The sequence below is a fragment of the Microvirga sp. VF16 genome, from assembly GCF_016864375.1.
Classification (GTDB): Bacteria; Pseudomonadota; Alphaproteobacteria; order Rhizobiales; family Beijerinckiaceae; genus Microvirga.
In genome coordinates this window covers 646,673-665,868 of record NZ_CP069354.1, presented here as the reverse complement: position 1 = coordinate 665,868, position 19,196 = coordinate 646,673, and the positions used below count along the sequence as shown (strand labels likewise).

Sequence of the window (19,196 nt, the reverse complement as noted above, 5' to 3'; positions counted from 1 at the left end):
TGCCGGAAAACCGAACGCCACTTTTCCGAAATCATGCCCTACGCCGAAGAGGAGCGTCCCGGCATGACCCGGTGGGTGTACCGGTAGGCGGTCTCGAAGCCGAGCGCGCCGTAGAGCGAGCGGGCGATCTCGTTTTCTTCGCGCACCTGGAGATAGGCGGTGTGCGCCCCCTGCCCGCAGCCCCAGGCCATGAGACTCGCGACCACGCGGCGGCCGAGGCCGATGCCGCGCAGGTCCGGCGCCACCACGATGTCGTAGAGACCGATATAACCGCGCTCCACCACCCCGAGCCCCCAGGCCACAGGCCTCTCATCCAGGCTGAGGGTCGCGAACGCCGTCTTCTGGCGGATGCGGGAGACGATCCTCATCAGGATCTCGTCATCGGCCTTGTCGCCGCCATAGGATTCCGCCGCCGCTCGCACCCAGCGTTTGGAGACCTGCGGCGCGAGTTCCACCTCGGGATCGATCTCGCAATCGCCGTTCTTGATCGGAGCCGTGAGAACATGCGTCGGCTCGATGTCCTTGAAGCCGCGCTGCTTCAGCAACTCGTCGACACCCGGCGCCTCGACCCCGTTGAGGCGAAAGGTCGGACGCACATTGGCCTCGACGAAGCGGGCGATCATGTAATCGATCAGCTCATCGTCGAGACCGACACCCGGCCGAAAAGGCGTCGCGGAATTGGCGCGCTTCGAATATCCGTTCGCAAGGCGGAGAACCCAGCCGTCATAGATCTGATAATCGAACGAGGGCCAGGCATTCACGAGACGGCTCTCGAGTCCGATGATGAGGCTGTGGTCGTTCATGAAAGTTGTCCGCTCCTGCACGATGGTGCTTCTCATCAGAACCTGTTCTTCCATTCGCGCAAGGCCTGAAACACCTCCACAGGCTTTGCTCCTTCCTTATGAACGGATTTCGCGAGCGCAGGCTCTCCGGCCCGCAGGAAGGGATTGGTCGCCTTTTCCTGGCCGATGGTCGAGGGCACCAGGAAACGACCTTCCGCTTTTGCTTTTTCCGCTTCCGCCGCCCGTGCCTTCAGCGCCTCGTTGTCCGGATCGGCGGCGAGCGCGAAGCGTGCGTTCGAGAGTGTATAATCGTGCCCGCAATAGACCCGTGCCTCGTCCGGGAGCGCTGCGAGGCGCTGCAGCGAGGCCCAGAATTCCGGATAAGTCCCTTCGAACATCCGCCCGCAGCCGAGGGTGAAGAGCGTATCGCCGGCAAACAGAGCGCGATCCGCCGCGAACCAGTAGGACACATGATCCACGCAATGGCCCGGTGTTTCCCACACATGCGCCTGGAGGCCGCCCACGATTACCGTATCGCCCTCGCGCACATAGGCATCGGCATGCGGCACCGCCTCGCGCGCCTTGATCGGCGCCACCACCCGACAGCCGGTGCGGCGCTTCAAGGGCTCGATGGCCTGCACGTGATCGGTATGGCGATGCGTGATGAGGATGTCGGTGAGCTGCCAGCCAGTCTTGGCGAGAGCCGCCATGATCGGCCCCTCCTCCGGCGCATCAATGGCCGCACAGGCTCCCGTGTTGGGATCGTGGACCAGAACACCGATATTGTCCTGAAGGCAGAGAAAGGCGTGGATCTGGGCTGACATCGAGGCACCCTGTCTTGATGTGCTCTGAGCTATCATGGAACAGTCGGCGCGTGAAACCAGACCCGGACCCTCGCAATGCGGTTGCGGGACCGGATCGAGAGGCATTCTGTTGAGGCCATGAGCATCGACATCACCGATCTGCGCGGCTTCTACGCCAGCCCGTTGGGGGCCGTGACGCGCCGCTTCGTCGGACGGGCCATCGACCGGTTCTGGGGACCGCTCACAGGCCTGCGCGTGCTCGGTCTCGGCTATGCGCCGCCTTATCTCTCGTCCGTGAAGGATGAAAGCGAGCGGACGCTGGCCTTCATGCCTGCGAGCCAGGGCGTGGTGAACTGGCCCAGGAGCGGAGCCTCGGCCTCGGCCCTCGTCGATCCGCTGATGATGCCCCTGCCCGATGCCTCCATCGACCGGGTTCTCGTGGTCCATGCCCTGGAGACGGTGGAGAGCCCGAGCGAACTCCTGCACGAGATCTGGCGTATTCTCACCCCTGGCGGGCGGATCATCCTCGTCGCGCCCAACCGGCGCGGCCTGTGGGCCCGCATGGACACGACGCCCTTCGGCTACGGGCAACCCTACAGCCGCTCGCAGCTCAAAAGCCTCATGCGCCAGACCTGGTTCTCACCGGAAGGCTGGGCCGAAACCCTCTACATGCCTCCCTTGCGCAGCCGCCTCCTACTCCAGAGCGCCCAGGCCTGGGAGCAGGTCGGCGCAGGCTTCTCCCTGCCCTTCGCGGGCCTTCACATCGTCGAGGCGACGAAGCAGCTCTACCGGCCGGGAGCCGTCCGTGCGGTGCGCCGCTCCAGGCGCCTCGCCCCGGTTTTCGTTCCGGCCCCGGCGGCTCCTGCCTCGCGGCTGACACCGTCCTCCTTGATTCCGCTGGTTTTACGAGAGTAAGGCAGGGCTCAACTTGACTTGGACCCGCCAAAACGCCAGTGTCCGCCCCGCTTCGGCAGGGCTATCCGGTCACGCCGGCCTTCATTTTCGTTAGAGCATCGTGCGGAAAAGTGGATCCGGTTTTCTGCCTGAACGATGCTCTCATAAAGGAGAAAGCATCGGGTTAGTCCCAAAAGTGCAAATCCACTTTTGGGCCCGATGCTGTAGAGTCTGATGCGCAGTTATCTCGATTTCGAAAAGCCCGTCGCCGAGCTGGAAGCCAAGGTCGAGGAGCTTCGGGCGCTCGGGGAGAACCGGGACGCCGTCTCCATCACGGACGACATCTCCCGCCTGGAGGTCAAGGCCGCCGACGCCCTGAAGGATCTCTATGCCAAGCTCACGCCCTGGCAGAAGACTCTGGTCGCGCGCCATCCTCAGCGGCCGCATTTCGTCGATTACTGCTCCGGCCTGATCACCGAGTTCACGCCGCTCGCCGGCGACCGCAAGTTCTCCGAGGACGAGGCGATCGTCGGCGGCTTCGGACGCTTCCGCGGCCAGCCCGTCTGCGTCATGGGCCAAGAGAAGGGCCACAATACCGAGACCCGCATCCGACACAATTTCGGCATGGCCCGCCCCGAGGGCTACCGCAAGGCCGTGCGCCTGATGGAAATGGCCGACCGCTTCGGCCTGCCGGTGATCTCCTTCGTGGACACCGCTGGCGCCTATCCGGGCATCGAGGCGGAGGAGCGCGGACAGGCCGAGGCCATTGCCCGCTCGACCGAGATGCAGCTGTCGCTCGGCGTGCCCAACGTCTCCGTGGTGATCGGCGAGGGTGGCTCGGGCGGCGCCATCGCGATCGCCACCGCCAACAAGGTGCTGATGCTGGAACACGCCATCTACAGCGTGATCTCGCCGGAAGGCGCGGCCTCGATCCTCTGGCGCGATGCGGCCCGCGCCCAGGATGCTGCCACCAACATGAAGATCACCGCCCAGGACCTCCTGCGGCTCGGCATCATCGACGGCATCGTGACGGAGCCCGTGGGCGGCGCCCACCGGGAGCCGCAGGCGGCCATCCAGGCCACCGGCAACGCCATCGAGGAGGCCCTGCACGACCTCGGCAATATGGGACCGGCCGAGATTCGCGATCACCGCGCCGACAAGTTCCTCAATATCGGTCGCAAGCTCTAGTATCCCGTCTCTCGAATTCAGGGACTCGCCCGACTCAGGGGCGGTTCCGTTGGCTGCATGAGCGCTGCTTACCTCGGAAGAGATGGGCTTTCCTCCGATGAGCGGTGTCGAAACCCTTCGCGGGCGGATTTTTTACCTTCCCTTAATCATGACTCCATCACTGCTCCGCTTGCAGTAATGACCAGTTAAGGCTAACGATTTAGGAGTTAAAGGGGAACTGACCGGCACAAACGTCGGGCAGATCAAGAATTGCGGGGTCCCCCATGATGAAGCGTTTTGCATTGGCCGCGAGCCTGGTGCTCGCGCTTGCTGCCTGCCAGGACGACCAGCTTTCCCGTGGCTCCACCCGACACCTCGTGCCGATTCCGCCAGCCACGATGGCGTTGATGTCGACCAAGGGCATGTCCAAGTCAGACCCTATCCTGGTCCGGGCCTACAAGAAGGAATCGGAGCTGGAGATCTGGAAGCGCGGCTCCAACGGGAAATACGCGCTCCTCAAGACCTACCCCATCTGCCGCTGGTCGGGTCAGCTCGGCCCGAAAACCCGCGAAGGCGACCGTCAGGTGCCGGAGGGCTTCTATACGGTCACCCCGGCGCAGATGAACCCGAACTCGGCCTATTATCTGTCGTTCGATACCGGCTATCCGAACGCCTATGACCGGTCCTTCGGCCGCAACGGCGGCGACATCATGGTGCATGGCGCGTGCTCCTCGCGCGGCTGCTTTGCCATGACGGACCAGAACATTTCCGAGATCTATGCCATCGCCCGCGAGGCCCTCGGCGCCGGTCAGCGCGGCTTCCAGTTCCAGTCCTATCCGTTCCGGATGACGGCCGAGAATCTGGCCAAGCACCGCCTCGACCCGAACATGGCCTTCTGGAAAAACCTGAAGGAAGGCTCCGACACCTTCGATGTCACGAAGGAAGAGCTGCGTGTGGCAGTGGCCAACAAGCGCTACCTGTTCAATGCCGAAGAAAGCACTGTTGCTGCCGTGGCACACAAGCAGCGTCAGGACGAGCAGGACGTGGCCGATTTGGTTTCGAAGGGCGAAAAGCCGATCAAGCTCGTCTACAACGACGGTGACACGCACGAATCCTTCCGCGAGGCGCTCGCCAACGTGACAGGCGTGTCCGACAGCAAACTCGGTTTCGTGAGCCGCACCGAGGGCATCTCCTCGGGCCCGCGGCAAGTCGCGCTCGACGACAGCGGCCGCGAGAAGATCGAGGCGCCGACGACAGCCCTCGCCTTCGCTTCCATGAAGGAGGTCCCCGCCTCGCAGCCTGAGCCCCGTCAGGCCGAGACCCGTGTGGCGGTGACCCAGCAGACCGCGCCGGTGGCGGCCGCCGCAGCGGCTTCCAGCTCCGAGACTCCATTCTACAGGAAGATGTTCAGCAGCGTGACCGACCTGTTCAGCACTTCGGCCTCGCAGCCGGTGGCCGAGACGGTCCAGGTCGCTCCGACACCTGCCAGGGCAACACCTGTGAAGGCGGTGCCCGAGAAGCGGGCACAGGCTCCCGCCAAGGTCAACGTGGCGGCCGCGAACTGAGCGTCGCAACCATAGCGCATCGAAAAGCCCGCCTCTTCGGCGGGCTTTTTCATGGACGGGATTGGACCGCCGCAGGAAACTTTTCCAGCCTGAAAGGGGTTGAGGAGAGGAGGCAATGCCATGCTCCTGACTTCTCATGCCGTTGTTTTACCTGGTCTTTTACAGGATCGCATCGACGACTTGGCCCAGGCATTTCTCCAGCCCGCCCAAAAAATCGACTTCTCGATTCCGCCAGGAGAGCCGGCGCTGGTTGCGGCGGATTCCGTGTCCTGGCGCATCTTCAAGAATCCCATCTCCCTGTTCATCGGCGGGATCACGGCTGTTCTGCTCGAATTCGGTGAGCCCCGTGTTCGCGACGGAGTCTGGCAGCACAGCAGCTTCCGCACGGATCCGCTGAAGCGCCTTCAGCGAACCGGACTTGCCGCCATGGTGACGGTCTACGGGCCGCGCAGCAGGGCGGAGGCCATGATCGCCAGCGTCGTGAGACGGCATGACCGGGTGGCGGGCAAGACCAGGGAGGGCGAGGCCTACCATGCCAATGATCCTGTCCTGCTCGACTGGGTGCAGGCGACGGCAGATTTCGGTTTCACGGAAGCCTATCACGCCTATGTCAGACCTCTCGCCTCGACTGAGCGGGCCTCGCTCTTCGTCGAGGCCTTCCCCGCCGCAAGGCTTTACGGTGCAGCCGGGGCGCCTGCATCCCAGGAGCAGTTCGATGCATTGTTCGAGAGAATGAAATCTCGGCTCGTCGCCTCGCCGGTGATCTTCGAATTCCTGGAAATCATGACGCGGGCCCCAATCCTCCCGACACCGGCGCGACCATTGCAGCGGGTGCTCGTCAAGGCTGCGGTGGAACTCCTGCCGGGCTGGATGCGCGCGCGTCTCGAACTCGGCTCCCCCTGGTCCCTTAACACGGTCGAGCGCGCCCTCGTTCGAACCATGGCAATAGCGAGCGATCGGCTGATCCTGCCGTCCTTTCCGGCGGTCCAGGCCTGCCGGCGTCTTGGTCTGCCTGACATGTATCTCTACAAATGACCCCAGAGTTGCCTTTGGGGTCAGATGACGATTCGGGCGTAGCCTCAGCGATTCAGCAGCGTTGCCGCGCCTCGATCATGGAAAGGCCTGCAATATCGGTTTAGGGAGACCGCGCTAAGCCCGGTCGCGGCCCTAAGTACCGATGATCAAGGGCTCGGTCTGCCCGATATCCGAGGGAGGCATCCGTGCATTGCCTTTCGCAGCGGTTGTCCTGTGGTGTCTTCGTCTTGGCCTGTGCCGCAACCGGCAGCGTGGGCGCTGCGCCGGCTGTCTTCGACCTTTACGCCGGATCCTTCTTAGGAACGGGAACCATCCTGGAGGGGCCGGATGCCAGCTCCCATCGGGTCAGCTGCCGCTTCACGATCCTGCAGCAGGGAACAACGGGCCTTTCGCTCCAGGGTACATGCCGCGCCTATCTGCTCATCGCGCGAACGGTGAGCGCCCGCCTGTCCTGGGATCCCGGTTCAGGACAGGTCACCGGCACGTATACGGGTTCGCGGGTCGGGACAGCCCAACTCCGAGGTCGGCAGGTGGGGACGGATTTCGATCTGGTGATCGCTTGGCCGAGGCCCCTTTACGGCGACACAACGGCCCAGATGCGCGTTGCCAGCGTCGATCAGAACCGCTTTCGGATCGTCGTCACGGATCGGATCGGGGCGAACGGGCCTGTCAAGGCTACAACCGATCTCACGCTGCTTCGGCAGTGACGGACAACAAAAAGCCCGACACGATGGCCGGGCTTTTATCTTTTCATGATGCAGTTCAGATCAACCGAACAGGGCGTCGATGGCGTCCTGGGAGGTACGCGTCGGGTCACTGTCGAGGGCCGGCCCGTTCAGGAGGGCTTCGTCCCCTTCCCGCTCCGGCGTTGTGAAAGCCTCCACGTCGTTGAAGCTCTCCAGACCGCCCCAGATATGCGCCATCTGGGTCACGCGCTCCTCGATGAACTTCATCGAGTTGACGACCTTGCTGATGCGCTGGCCGGTAATGTCCTGGAAGTTGCACGCCTCGAAGATCGTGATCACCCGGTCGGAGATCCGCTGGGCCATCTCGGCATCCTCGCCGGACAGACGCGCAGAGAAATTTCCGGCAATCTCGTCGATTTCCTCGGCTGCGGCCAGGATGCTGTTGGTGGCGGCTTCCGTGCCGGAGACGACAGCTCCCAATTCATCGGTCACGCTGTTGACCTGACCGCCCGGGGTGCGGGAATGCAGGGTTGCGATTTCCCGCTTCGTGCGCTGGATCGATTCGGTGATGGCGTCGAGCTCTTCCTTGAGTCGCAGTGCTTCGCGCAGGTCGGTCCGGATCTGATCCATCAGAGCCTTTGAAGCCCCGCTGTTCGGCTCGAGCGCCGCATGAATGGCCGCCATGCCCCGCATGAGTTCCGCATGCCGCCGGGCAGCGATGCTCTCGCGGGATTGAGCCAGGAGATCCAGGCTCAAAGGGTCAAAAGAGACGGGTGGCGGAAGACGCATTGCGACTACTCACCCAGAACGGCGGCGATCTTCGAGCGCAGGGTTTCCGCGTTGAAGGGCTTCACGATGTAGTTGTTGACGCCAGCCTGCTTGGCGGCCACGACGTTCTCGGTCTTGGCCTCGGCGGTGATCATGATGAAGGGAAGCGCATTCAGCTCCGCATCGGCGCGGACCTTCTGGAGCAGCTCGAAGCCGGTCATCGGCGCCATGTTCCAGTCGGAGATCACGAGCCCGTATTTCTTCTCCTTGAGCTTGCCCAGGGCTTCCGAGCCGTCCTTGGCTTCGTCGACATCGTTGAAGCCGATCTGCTTCAGAAGGTTACGGATGATGCGCAGCATCGTTTGATAATCGTCGACGATGAGCACCGGGAGAGACGTATTCAATGCCATGATGTTTCGGCCTGGAAATTTAAAGGTTGCGAAGCTGGGCCTTTGACGGGGCTTCTTCAAAAAGGTTGTTGTGGTCCCTGCCTTATCGACGACGATGCTTGCCTCAAGCTGACGTCGCGATGACAACCGTCGGGGCCGCGTTCTTTTGCAGCAGAAAGCCCGGCGCGACGGCCGGGCTTGACGAGCGCTTCCCTCCTCCCTTGCGGGGAGGGATGAAGGGTGGGGGTCGTAAAGTCAGAGCGCTGTGTTGGATGATCCTAGCGACACAGTTGCCACCACGTCATCACCGGCCTTGAGCCGGTGATCCCGATTGATTGAAGCGCTGTACTTCACAGCATCGGGATGGCCGGCACAGGCCCGGCCATGACGGGGAGGTATCACCCGGTCGCACCACCCCCACCCCTGCCCCTCCCCGCAAGGGGGAGGGGAAAAGGGCTCAGTGCCGGAGGCCCGGAGCCTCCTGGCCCGTGCGCGCCACGTATTCCGTATAGCCGCCGCCGTATTGGTGGATGCCGTCGGGCGTGAGTTCGAGGACGCGATTGGACAACGCGGCCAGGAAGTGGCGGTCGTGGGAGACGAAGAGCATGGTGCCCTCGTATTTCGACAGCGCCTCGATCAGCATCTCTTTTGTGACCATGTCGAGATGGTTCGTCGGCTCGTCGAGCACGAGGAGGTTCGGCGGGTCGTAGAGCATCTTCGCCATTACCAATCGCGCCTTCTCACCGCCCGAGAGCACGCGGCACTTCTTATCCGCATCATCGCCGGAAAATCCGAAGCAGCCGGCGAGCGTGCGCAGCGAGCCCTGCCCGGCCTGCGGGAACGAATCCTCCAGGAACTCGAACACCGTACGATCGCCTTCCAGAACCTCCATGGCGTGCTGGGCGAAATAGCCCATCTTTACGCTCGCTCCGATTGTGACCGTCCCGTCATCGGGCGCTGCCGAGCCCGCGACGAGCTTCAGCAGCGTCGACTTGCCGGCGCCGTTGACGCCCATGACACACCAGCGCTCCTTGCGGCGCACGGCGAAATCAAATCCCTCATAGATGCTGCGGCCGCCATAGCGCTTGTGCACGCCCTTCAGGCTGACCACGTCGTCGCCGGAGCGCGGCGCGGGCAGGAAATCGAAGGCCACCGACTGACGGCGCTTCGGCGGCTCCACCCGGTCGATCTTCTCCAGCTTCTTGACCCGGCTCTGCACCTGGGCGGCGTGGGAGGCACGCGCCTTGAAGCGCTCGATGAACTTAATCTCCTTGGCCAGCATGGCCTGCTGGCGCTCGAACTGCGCCTGCTGCTGCTTCTCGTTCAATGCACGCTGCTGCTCATAGAACTCGTAATCGCCCGAATAGGTCGTGAGCGAACCGCCGTCGATCTCCATGATCTTGTTGACGATGCGGTTCATGAAGGCGCGGTCGTGCGAGGTCATGAGCAGCGCGCCCTCGTAACCTTGCAGAAACTCCTCCAGCCAGATGATGCTCTCGAGATCCAGATGGTTGCTCGGCTCGTCGAGGAGCATGACGTCCGGGCGCATCAGGAGGATGCGTCCGAGCGCGACGCGCATCTTCCAGCCGCCGGAGAGGGCCCCCACGTCGCCATCCATCATCTCCTGGCTGAAGCCGAGACCGGCCAAAACCTCGCGCGCCCGGCCCTCGAGGGAATAGCCGTCCAGTTCCTCGTAGCGCGCCTGCACCTCGCCATAGCGCTCGATGATTTTGTCCAGATCGTCCGCCTTGTCCGGGTCCACCATGGCGGCTTCGAGTTCCCGCAGCTCGGCCGCGACCGTGCTCACGGGACCTGCACCCTCCATCACCTCGGCCACGGCACTGCAGCCGGCCATCTCGCCGACATCCTGGCTGAAATAGCCGATGGTCACACCGCGATCGACCGCCACCTGACCCTCGTCGGGCAGCTCCTCCTTGTTGATCATCCGGAAGAGCGTCGTCTTGCCCGCACCATTGGGACCCACGAGGCCGACCTTCTCGCCCTTCTGGAGACTTCCGGAGGCTTCGATGAAGAGGATCCTGTGGCTGTTCTGCTTGCTGATGTTCTCGACGCGAATCATGAAACTCAAGGCCTAGAGGGGTTGCGGCGGCCTTATGGCATGACTCGTGCCCGACGGCGAGTATTTAGGACAAGGGCATAATGTCTGGGGCAGAGACAGGCATCGTCGAGATCAAACCAGCCATACCTGCAGTGATATCCTGAAGAGCCTACGATTCAACTTTCCGAGGGCATTCGGAACTACTGCCGACAGGGACGATTAGTCAGGTGCCACCCACCGCAACATCAACCGAGATCCTGTCCTTTGTTTCTTTCTAACGCGCAAGACTATCCCCTCTGGATCAATGCCGGAATTTTTCTCGTTGCAGCCGTGCTTGTCTGGATTGCCGGCACGCGCCTGACCTATGCGCTGGACGGGATTTCCCGCAAGACGGGCTGGGGACAGGCCTTCGTGGGCATGCTGCTTCTCGGCGGCATTACTTCCCTGCCCGAGGTCGCCAATGCGATCACGTCGTCCTGGATCGGCAATCCGGCCTTGGCGATCAACAATCTCCTTGGCAGCGCGGCGATCAATGTCCTCTTGCTCGCCGTGGCGGACACCTTCATCGGCCGGGATGCCGTAACCTCGGCCGTTGCGCGCCCCGCCACGCTGATGATGGCGACCCTATGCATTCTCCTTCTCATCGCCGTCGCCGTGGCGATTACAGTAACGGATGTCCTCGTGTTGGGAATCGGCACCTGGTCCGTGGCGATATGCGTGATCAGCGTCGGCGCCTTCTGGCTCTCCGTCGGATACAATGAGCGGGCTGCGTGGACGGTGAAGGACGCCGATGCGCGTGCTGAGGATAAGGATGACGCCGGTGACGATGGCGTCTCCCTGCGATCCCTGGTGATCGCGAGCATCGTGACGGGTGCGATCATCTTCGTCGCGGGCTATGCCCTGTCGCAGACGGGCGATGCTCTGGCCACGCAAACGGGGATTGGCACCGGCATGGTGGGATTTGCCCTCATCGGGCTTTCGACATCCATGCCGGAGCTGAGTTCGATCATCGCCGCGCTTCGGCTCAAACGCTACGAGATGGCGTTCGGCCAAGTTCTGGGCACGAACTTCGTCAATCTGTCGCTCATCCTCCTGGCCGATGCCTTCTTCGCCGGCGGCCCCGTGATCAACGAGTTGGCCCGGTTCGAAACCATCTCCGCCCTGCTGGGAGCCACCTTGACCGGCGTCTTCCTGATCGGGCTCCTGGAACGTCGCAACCCGACGGTGATGAAGATGGGCTGGGACTCGCTGGCGGTGATGGTGCTTTTCACCGGCGGGCTCGTGCTGCTCTATGCCGTGGAATAAATGACCGGGCTGGAGTGTCTACGGAATAACCCGTTCTAACTCCGATTTTCTATAGCCCTGTCAGGGGCGAGAAGACATCTTGTGACGGGGGAGAAAGGATGGTCGCCATGAGAAGGACCGTCGTTACTGCATTCTTCGGTCTATCGATCCTCAGCGGACTTGGAGTGCTGGCCCAGACAAGCGATCCGATCACCCAGCGCCAGAATCTCATGAAGAACAATCAGGAGCAGATGCGCACGCTCACCGGCATGGCCCGAGGGCAGGCTCCGTTCAACGCCGCGACCGCACAGGCCGCGTTCCAGCGGGTCGCGCAGAATGCACAGCAGATCCCCGCTTTGTTCCCGGCAGGATCGACCCAGGGCAAGACCGCTGCGCTTCCGACCATCTGGGAACGCAAGGCGGATTTCGACGCTCACGCGACCAAGCTCGAACAGGATGCCAAGGCCGCCCAGGGCGCGATCACGGATCAGGCGAGCCTGCAGGCGGCGATCCAGCGGGTCGGCCAGAACTGCGGTGGCTGTCACGAGACCTACCGCCGCAAGGAAAGCTGACGCAGTATTCGAGGGTCCGAGGAAGTCGAAGTTCTTCGACTAGTGCATCGTGCGGAAAGGTGGATCCGGCTTTCCGCGCTACCCGATGCGCCGCTTGAGGGGTCGATCCCCAAGGTGCAAAATCCACTTTTGGGTCCGAGGCTCTAAGGGAGATCGCAATGCGGTATCCCAAGGCTCCATGGCTTCTTCCCGCTCTCGTGGCGGGGCTTCTGGCCGTCGCTCCGGCCTGGCAACAGGCGCCTGACGAGGTCGATCTCGCCCTCGTGCTCGCCGTTGATATCTCCACCTCCATGGACCCGGCCGAGCAGAGCCTGCAACGGCAAGGCTATGTGGAAGCCTTCCGCTCGCCATCCGTGCATCAGGCCATTCACAGCGGTACGCTGGGGCGCATCGCGGTGATTTATGTGGAATGGGCCGGGGCGCACCCGCACATCCAGAATGTGGTCGTGCCCTGGACCGTCCTGGAAAGTCCGCAGGACAGCCATTCTTTCGCCGACCGGCTGACCCGTGCTCCGATCCGCCGCGGGGCCGGTACGTCCATCTCGGAGGCCATCGACTTCAGCCTCGCCCTCTTCTCCTTCGGCCCCTTCCTGCCCGCGCGGCGCGTGATCGACATTTCGGGCGATGGCTCGAACAATCAGGGGCCTCTGGTGACAGAATCCCGCGACAGGGCGGTTGCGCGCGGGGTCACGATCAACGGCCTTCCCATCATGCTCAGCCGGCCCGAGCGACGGGAGGACGCGACCTTGGATGCCTATTACCGCGACTGCGTGATTGGGGGATCGAATGCGTTCATGATCCCGGTGCGCGAACCCAAGCAGTTTCTGACCGAGACGAGAACCAAGATCGTCAACGAGATCGCAGGGATGCCCGCGACCGCAGGACTGGTCCAACCCGCGGGAGTTTCACCGCAAACGGATTGCGACACCAGCGAAAGCCTGTGGGACGATATTATCCCGGCACCACATGCACCGAGCAGCACCGTCGGCCACGAGCTATAGATCATCGGGCTGACGAGCGCGGCATCGGTCCGACTGGTGCCTCATGTCCGGATGCGCAGGAGGAAATCTCGCACCCGCGCAACCACCTCAGTAAGGTTTGTCTCCAACAGCCAATGTCCGCCGTCAAGCAGGTGCAATTCAGCATCCGGGAGATTGCGCAGATAGGCACGGGCCGAACCCTCGGGCATGTATCCGTCCTGTGGTCCCCAGACGATCAAAGTCGGCGGTTGATGCTTTCGTAGATGGGCCTGATATCGCGGGAACCAGGCGAGGTTGTCCTTCAGCCCTGCAATCACATCGACGGCGATCTCGCGGCGCCGCTTCGTCATCAATGACCAATGCAGCTTCCAAAGGTCGGGCGAAATCCGCTCGGCAAGTCCGGGACGAACGTCGTTCAGGAATTCGTCCCGAAATCCCTCCTCAGTGACTGCTTCACCCAGCTTGGCCCGCATCTCGGGCGTAGGATTGCGGAAATACTCCTGAAGCGGAGCGTATTTCGGGCCGAGTTGATCTTCATAGATATCGCCATTCTGGATGATCAGGGCGGTCATCCGATCCGGCCGCATGATCGCCAGCCGCAGTCCGATCTGCGATCCGAAATCATGCAGATAGAGCGCGAAGCGGTCGATCCCGAGATGGTTCATGAACCGGTCGAGGAAGGTGGCATAGCCGTCGAAATCATAAGGAAAGCCTTCGGGAGTGTCGCTATATCCGCACCCCGGAAAATCCGGCGCAAGGAGCCGCCAGCGGTCTGCAAGGAGCGGCATGAAATTGCGGAACTCGTAGGACGAGCACGGATAACCGTGAGGCAGCAGGATCGCCGGCGCGTCGGTTGGTCCGGCCTCGCGGTAAAAGGTGCCGATGCCATCCACGTTGATCCAACGGTGTTTCACAATGCTCGTATCGTCCATGTCGATGCTTCCTCGTGCGCAGCCGACCAGGAGCTTGAACGCAGGCACGCAGCCATTGGTTCATGCGTCAGAACCTCAGCTGCCCAAGGGCATCGTGCAGAACGTGGATCCGCTTTTTCCGTATCGAGGGATTCGTCGGGCCGTCACTCGGCCATCATCTCACCGGTTCCCCCGGCCTCGACCGGGAAGTCCTTCAGTTTGGGCAGACCGTCCCGCATGGGCAGGACCGTCTCCGCATAGTTGAAGTGAACGGCGGGAATGAAGTTGAGGGTGGGAATGGTCGCCGCGAACACATCGACGAGGCCGAGCGTCGGATGATTGTTCATGAGGTGCCCGCCGCATTTCGAGCAATATTGCCGCTGGCTGAATTTCGTCTTCTGAAAGGTCGCGAGATGCTCAGCACCCGCTGTCACCCTCACCGCCTCAGGCTTCCAGAGGCTGAAGGCATTCACCGGACCGCCGGACCATGAGCGGCAGGACTGGCAGTGACAATAGCCCATGGCCTCCGGCGATCCGCTGACCTCGATCTCGACGCTACCGCAGAAACAGCTTCCGATGTGGGACATGGCTCTCTCCTTCGGTTTGCTCCAGGCAGCACCCGCCAAGCCTGACCGGACGCTGCCTGGAGCGGCAGAATTCTTGGTTGAGCCTATCTTACCCCTGCTGCCTAGGAGATCGTCTGGCGCAACAGAGGTAGAAATCCCCAAGAAGCGTCACACCAGCAAAAAGCCCGGCGCGACGGCCGGGCTTTTCATGGTTGTCATGTCTTCGGCTTTTTAAGCCACATACTGCCCGTGGCAGTGCTTGAACTTCTTGCCCGAGCCGCAGGGACAGGGCTCGTTGCGGCTCACCCGGCCCCAGGTCGACGGATCGTTCGGGTCGCGGGACGAAACCGGCTCGGTCCCGGCGGCAGCGGCGGCAAAGCCGAGAGCCGGACCGGCTCCGAAGGCGTTGCTCTGCGCCAGGTCGAAGTCGTTCTCGCCGGTGGCGGGATCGAGATGCTGGGCGAACATGGGCGGCAGGCTCTGCGGCTCCGGCTGCTGGAACACCACCTGGATGCGCATGAGCTGGCCCGTCACCTGCTCGCGCAGATGGCCGATCAGCCCGTTGAACAGCTCGAAGGCCTCGGACTTGTACTCGTTCAGCGGATCGCGCTGGGCGAGGCCGCGCCAGCCGATGACCTGACGCAGGTGGTCGAGGGTCACGAGGTGCTCGCGCCAGAGATGATCCAGGCTCTGCAGCAGAACCTGCTTCTCCACGTAGTTCATGACCTCGGACGTATTGGCCTCGACGCGCTGGGCGTAAGCCTCGTCGGCCGCCTTGGTGATGCGCTCGCGGATCTCATCGTCGGCGATGCCCTCCTCCTTCGCCCATTCCTCGACCGGCAGGTCGAGGTTGAGGAAGTTGGCGACGTTTTCCTTCAGGCCGGCGACGTCCCATTGCTCGGCATAGGCGTTCTCGGGAATGGCGCGGGAGACGATGTCCTCGATGACGCCGTGGCGCATGTCGTCGATGGTCTCGCGCACGCTTTCTTCCGCCATGAACTCCTTGCGCTGCTCGAAGACGACCTTGCGCTGGTCGTTCATGACGTTGTCGTATTTCAGGATGTTCTTGCGGATGTCGAAGTTGCGTGCCTCGACCTTGGCCTGAGCCCGCTCGATGGCCTTGTTGATCCACGGATGGATGATGGCCTCGCCTTCCTTGAGACCGAGCTTCTGCAGCATGCCGTCCATGCGGTCAGAGCCGAAGATGCGCATCAGGTCGTCCTGGAGCGACAGGTAGAATTTGGAGCGGCCCGGATCGCCCTGACGGCCGGAGCGGCCGCGCAGTTGGTTATCGATGCGGCGGGATTCATGGCGCTCGGTGCCGAGCACGTAGAGGCCGCCGGCGGCGAGCGCCTTCTCCTTGAAGGATGCGACCTCGTCGAGGATCTCCTTCTCTTTGGCGGTACGTTCCTCGCCCTCGATGCCGGCGAGCTCGCGCTCGATGCGCATCTTGGCGTTACCGCCGAGCTGGATGTCGGTGCCACGGCCGGCCATGTTGGTGGCAATCGTGATCGCCCCCGGGACGCCGGCCTGGGCGACGATGAAGGCCTCCTGCTCGTGGAAGCGCGCGTTGAGCACGGCGAAATGCTTGGTGCCCCGGCCTGCTCGCGCATCGCGGTAGAGGGGCTCGAGCGCCTGCGGGTTCTCGAAGTCGATCAGGGTGTAGCCGTCCTTGATCAGGAGCTCAGCGAGATGCTCGGACTTCTCGATCGAGGTGGTGCCGACCAGAATCGGCTGACCCTTGGCAGACGATTCCTCGATATCCCGAATGACCGCCTGGTAGCGCTCCTCCATGGTCCGGTAGACCTCGTCGTCATCGTCGACGCGGGCGACGGGACGGTTGGTCGGGATCTCGACCACTTCGAGGTTGTAGATCTCCAGGAATTCGTCGGCCTCGGTCGCGGCGGTGCCGGTCATGCCGCCGAGCTTGTCGTAGAGGCGGAAGTAGTTCTGGAAGGTGATGGAGGCAAGGGTCTGGTTCTCGGGCTGAACCTGGACCTTCTCCTTGGCCTCGAGCGCCTGGTGCAGGCCTTCCGAATAGCGCCGGCCCTGCATCATGCGGCCGGTGAACTCGTCGATGATGACCACTTCGCCGTTACGGACGATGTAGTCCTTGTCGCGCTGGAACAGGGTGTGGGCCCTGAGCGCCTGGTTCATGTGATGGACGAGGGTGGCGTTCTGGGCGTCGTAGAGATCGCCCTCCTTGAGCAGGCCGATCTCCCGCAGCAGCGCCTCGATCTTCTCGGTACCCTCTTCGGTGAGTGCTACGGAACGCTGCTTCTCGTCGAGCTCGTAATCGCTCTTGTTGAGGCGCGGGATCACCACGTCGATGGCGTTGTAGAGCTCGGACCGGTCGTCGAGGGGACCGGAGATGATGAGCGGTGTGCGCGCCTCGTCGACCAGGATCGAGTCCACCTCGTCCACGATGGCGAAGTTATGGCCTCTTTGGACCATCTGCGCCATCTCGTACTTCATGTTGTCGCGAAGATAGTCGAAGCCGTATTCGTTATTGGTGCCGTAGGTAATGTCGGCCGCGTAAGCCGCCGCGCGCTCGGCATCGTCGAGGCCATGGACGATCACGCCGACGTCAAGGCTCAGGAAGCGGTAGATCTGGCCCATCCATTCGGCGTCGCGGCGGGCGAGGTAGTCGTTCACCGTGACCACGTGGACACCCTTGCCGGCGAGGGCATTGAGATAGACAGGGAGGGTCGCCACCAGGGTCTTGCCTTCGCCGGTGCGCATCTCGGAGATGGACCCCTCATGGAGGACCATGCCGCCGATGAGCTGCACGTCGAAATGGCGTTGGCCCAGGGTGCGCTTGGCCGCCTCGCGGACGGTGGCGAAGGCCGGGACGAGGATGTCGTCCAGGGTCTTGCCGGCGGCGAGCTGGGCCTTGAAGTCCTCCGTGCGGGCGCGGAGCTGCTCGTCGGACAGGGCCTCCAGCTCGGCCTCCATCGCGTTGATGGCCGCTACCTTCGGCCGATAGGACTTCAGCCGACGATCATTGACCGAGCCGAAGATTTTCTTCGCGAGAGAACCGAACATCGAGAAGCCTTCAGAATTCCAGAATGCAGGAGAAAGGGGCGTTTGCGCCGCCTTATAGACCTAATTATGCCAGAGTGCATCTTAAAGGCTGTGCCGGAGTGGCGCAGCCTCAAGCGTCCGCAAGCTGAGCCCCGTTCAAGACCCTGCGAGCGGCGATGCTGTGACATAAATATGCCATCACTTGCAAACGTAAACGCATTCGGCCATCTGATCGTCGCTGTCCGTGGGCGATCACGCTCACCAGAGGAAACCCTATGTCTCGCTCACTTAACGTTCGGAAGAGCCTTCTGACCCTTAGCGTCGCCCTGCCGTTCCTGGCCGGGGCTGCCCTCGCCCAGACCCCTCCCGCGCCTGCGACCTCCCCTGCGGCCGTGCCCGCCGTCGATCCCGCGAAGGTGATCGCCCGCGTCAACGGCGTCGACATCACGGAAGGGGATCTCGCCCTCGCCGCCGAGGACCCGGCTCTGCAGATGCCGAATGTTCCGGAAGCCCAGAAGCGCGACCTGTTGACCGGCTACATGATCGACCTGAAGCTCGGCGCCAAGGCGGCCGAGGCAGCCAAGGTCGGCAGCGGCGCCGAATTTGCCCGCAAGCTCGCCTATAACCGGGACAAGACCCTGCTCGATGAGTACCTCGACCAGGAAGCCAAGAAGGCCGTGACGCTGGAAGCTGCCCGCAAGCTCTATGACGAGACGGTCAAGAGCGTGCCCGCCGAGCAGGAAGTCCGCGCCCGCCATATCCTGGTGGAAAACGAGGACGAGGCCAAGAAGGCCGCCACCCGCGTGAAGGGCGGCGAGGACTTCGCCAAAGTGGCCGGGGAACTCTCCAAGGATCCGGGCTCCAAGACCGACGGCGGTGACCTCGGTTTCTTCACCAAGGACCGCATGGTCGAGCCTTTCGCCGAGGCAGCCTTCAAGCTCGAGCCCGGCCAGATCTCCGATCCGGTGAAGAGCCAGTTCGGCTGGCACGTGATCAGGGTCGAGGAAAAGCGCACCAAGCCGGCCCCGACCTTCGAGGAGACCAAGGATCAGGTTGAGACCTACCTTGCCCGCAAGGCGCAGCAGGACCTGATCATGGGCCTGCGCAAGAGCGCCAAGATCGAGCGCCTGGACGACAAGGGCAACCTCGTCGAGCAGAAGCAGCAGTAAGCTCTTTCAGATTTCGCGACGTTCAAGGGCGACCTTCGGGCCGCCCTTTTTGTTTCCTCACACTCTCCTGTCATCCCCGCGAAGGCGGGGATCCATAAACACGACGGTTCGAAGAGGAGTAGTGGTACGCCTCTTTCTGTGCCGTCAGCGGTTATGGATTCCGGGCTCCGCTCCGCAGCCCCGGAATGACAGTGCGGAGAAAATCACTTGTTCCTTCGCCCCATCCGGTTCGGATCGACGCCGCCTTCACGGTTGGTCTGGTTCTCGACATCGCCCTGGAAGGTCGAGCCGCCGTCGAGATCGCGCGGATCCTCGCCGGTCATATAAGAGCCTTTCGAGCGCCCGATGCCTGGGTCGACATTGAGGTCGCTGCGGGGACGTTCTTGCGGTCTGGTCTTGGGGTGCTTGCCTGTCACGGAAGGCCTCCATCGTTCGCGGATTGTGTCAACGATGGCACCGAATGGTCGTTCCGGCGTTTTCGATTCCGGCGCGGTGAAGCTTTGACTTGACAAAAAGCCTTAAAAAACCACAGGTCGCGGCTC

At 62.7% G+C, this 19,196-nt stretch carries 18 protein-coding genes; 9 read left to right on the top strand and 9 right to left on the bottom strand.

The window, feature by feature from the left end; all coding sequences use genetic code 11:
* Positions 1-38 precede the first annotated feature (38 nt).
* Both JO965_RS03215 and gloB read right to left on the bottom strand, forming a co-directional pair.
* On the bottom strand, positions 39-839 hold the full coding sequence (locus JO965_RS03215; protein WP_203442274.1) for a GNAT family N-acetyltransferase: 801 nt from the start codon (positions 837-839) through the stop codon (positions 39-41).
* Entirely contained in the window at positions 839-1,606 is a 768-nt protein-coding gene (gloB, locus tag JO965_RS03210; protein ID WP_203442273.1) for a hydroxyacylglutathione hydrolase, read from the bottom strand. Before gloB ends, JO965_RS03215 begins: the two co-directional genes overlap by 1 nt.
* Positions 1,607-1,723: 117 nt before the next feature.
* Between gloB and JO965_RS03205 the strand changes: the two genes are divergently transcribed.
* From JO965_RS03205 to JO965_RS03185, 5 genes are all read left to right on the top strand, one after another.
* A complete protein-coding gene (locus JO965_RS03205; protein WP_203442272.1) occupies positions 1,724-2,500 on the top strand; it encodes a class I SAM-dependent methyltransferase in 777 nt (258 codons plus the stop codon).
* Positions 2,501-2,713: 213 nt separating this feature from the next.
* On the top strand, positions 2,714-3,667 hold the full coding sequence (locus tag JO965_RS03200) for an acetyl-CoA carboxylase carboxyltransferase subunit alpha (protein WP_203442271.1): 954 nt from the start codon (positions 2,714-2,716) through the stop codon (positions 3,665-3,667).
* Positions 3,668-3,930: 263 nt separating this feature from the next.
* Positions 3,931-5,211 (top strand): murein L,D-transpeptidase family protein, encoded by a 1,281-nt coding sequence (locus tag JO965_RS03195; protein ID WP_203442270.1) that lies wholly within the window; start codon positions 3,931-3,933, stop codon positions 5,209-5,211.
* 120 nt (positions 5,212-5,331) lie between these two features.
* Complete coding sequence (locus tag JO965_RS03190) at positions 5,332-6,246, top strand: oxygenase MpaB family protein (protein WP_203442269.1); 915 nt, start codon at positions 5,332-5,334, stop codon at positions 6,244-6,246.
* A gap of 185 nt (positions 6,247-6,431) precedes the next feature.
* On the top strand, positions 6,432-6,953 hold the full coding sequence (locus JO965_RS03185) for a hypothetical protein (RefSeq protein ID WP_203442268.1): 522 nt from the start codon (positions 6,432-6,434) through the stop codon (positions 6,951-6,953).
* Positions 6,954-7,013: 60 nt separating this feature from the next.
* Here JO965_RS03185 and JO965_RS03180 read toward each other — a convergent pair whose 3' ends face one another.
* The 3 genes from JO965_RS03180 to JO965_RS03170 all read right to left on the bottom strand — a co-directional run bounded on the left by JO965_RS03180 (position 7,014) and on the right by JO965_RS03170 (position 10,169).
* A complete protein-coding gene (locus JO965_RS03180; RefSeq protein WP_203442267.1) occupies positions 7,014-7,721 on the bottom strand; it encodes a protein phosphatase CheZ in 708 nt (235 codons plus the stop codon).
* 5 nt (positions 7,722-7,726) lie between these two features.
* On the bottom strand, positions 7,727-8,110 hold the full coding sequence (locus JO965_RS03175; protein ID WP_036355449.1) for a response regulator: 384 nt from the start codon (positions 8,108-8,110) through the stop codon (positions 7,727-7,729).
* Positions 8,111-8,546: 436 nt separating this feature from the next.
* Positions 8,547-10,169, bottom strand: a complete 1,623-nt coding sequence (locus JO965_RS03170) for an ABC-F family ATP-binding cassette domain-containing protein (RefSeq protein WP_203442266.1) — start codon at positions 10,167-10,169, stop codon at positions 8,547-8,549.
* 243 nt (positions 10,170-10,412) lie between these two features.
* Here JO965_RS03170 and JO965_RS03165 point away from each other — a divergent pair, with 243 nt between their 5' ends.
* The 3 genes from JO965_RS03165 (at position 10,413) to JO965_RS03155 (ending at position 13,005) form a co-directional block, all read left to right on the top strand.
* Complete coding sequence (locus JO965_RS03165) at positions 10,413-11,453, top strand: sodium:calcium antiporter (RefSeq protein WP_203442265.1); 1,041 nt, start codon at positions 10,413-10,415, stop codon at positions 11,451-11,453.
* 107 nt (positions 11,454-11,560) lie between these two features.
* Positions 11,561-12,004, top strand: coding sequence for a cytochrome c (locus tag JO965_RS03160; protein ID WP_203442264.1), 444 nt, complete (start codon positions 11,561-11,563; stop codon positions 12,002-12,004).
* 158 nt (positions 12,005-12,162) lie between these two features.
* Positions 12,163-13,005: a DUF1194 domain-containing protein gene (locus tag JO965_RS03155; RefSeq protein WP_203442263.1), complete on the top strand. Its 843-nt coding sequence runs from the start codon at positions 12,163-12,165 to the stop codon at positions 13,003-13,005.
* 41 nt (positions 13,006-13,046) lie between these two features.
* Here the strand turns inward: JO965_RS03155 and JO965_RS03150 are convergent, their stop codons facing one another.
* From JO965_RS03150 to secA, 3 genes are all read right to left on the bottom strand, one after another.
* Positions 13,047-13,916 (bottom strand): alpha/beta fold hydrolase, encoded by an 870-nt coding sequence (locus JO965_RS03150; protein WP_203442262.1) that lies wholly within the window; start codon positions 13,914-13,916, stop codon positions 13,047-13,049.
* Positions 13,917-14,059: 143 nt separating this feature from the next.
* Complete coding sequence (locus JO965_RS03145) at positions 14,060-14,482, bottom strand: GFA family protein (protein ID WP_203442261.1); 423 nt, start codon at positions 14,480-14,482, stop codon at positions 14,060-14,062.
* A gap of 210 nt (positions 14,483-14,692) precedes the next feature.
* Positions 14,693-17,506, bottom strand: a complete 2,814-nt coding sequence (secA, locus tag JO965_RS03140; protein ID WP_203442260.1) for a preprotein translocase subunit SecA — start codon at positions 17,504-17,506, stop codon at positions 14,693-14,695.
* 254 nt (positions 17,507-17,760) lie between these two features.
* On the opposite strand from secA, the gene JO965_RS03135 reads away from it, so the two are divergent.
* On the top strand, positions 17,761-18,654 hold the full coding sequence (locus tag JO965_RS03135) for a peptidylprolyl isomerase (RefSeq protein WP_203442259.1): 894 nt from the start codon (positions 17,761-17,763) through the stop codon (positions 18,652-18,654).
* 203 nt (positions 18,655-18,857) lie between these two features.
* Here the strand turns inward: JO965_RS03135 and JO965_RS03130 are convergent, their stop codons facing one another.
* The gene (locus JO965_RS03130; protein WP_203442258.1) at positions 18,858-19,070 is read right to left on the bottom strand and encodes a hypothetical protein; all 213 of its coding nucleotides are present in this window, start codon (positions 19,068-19,070) and stop codon (positions 18,858-18,860) included.
* Between the last annotated feature and the right edge of the window lie 126 nt (positions 19,071-19,196).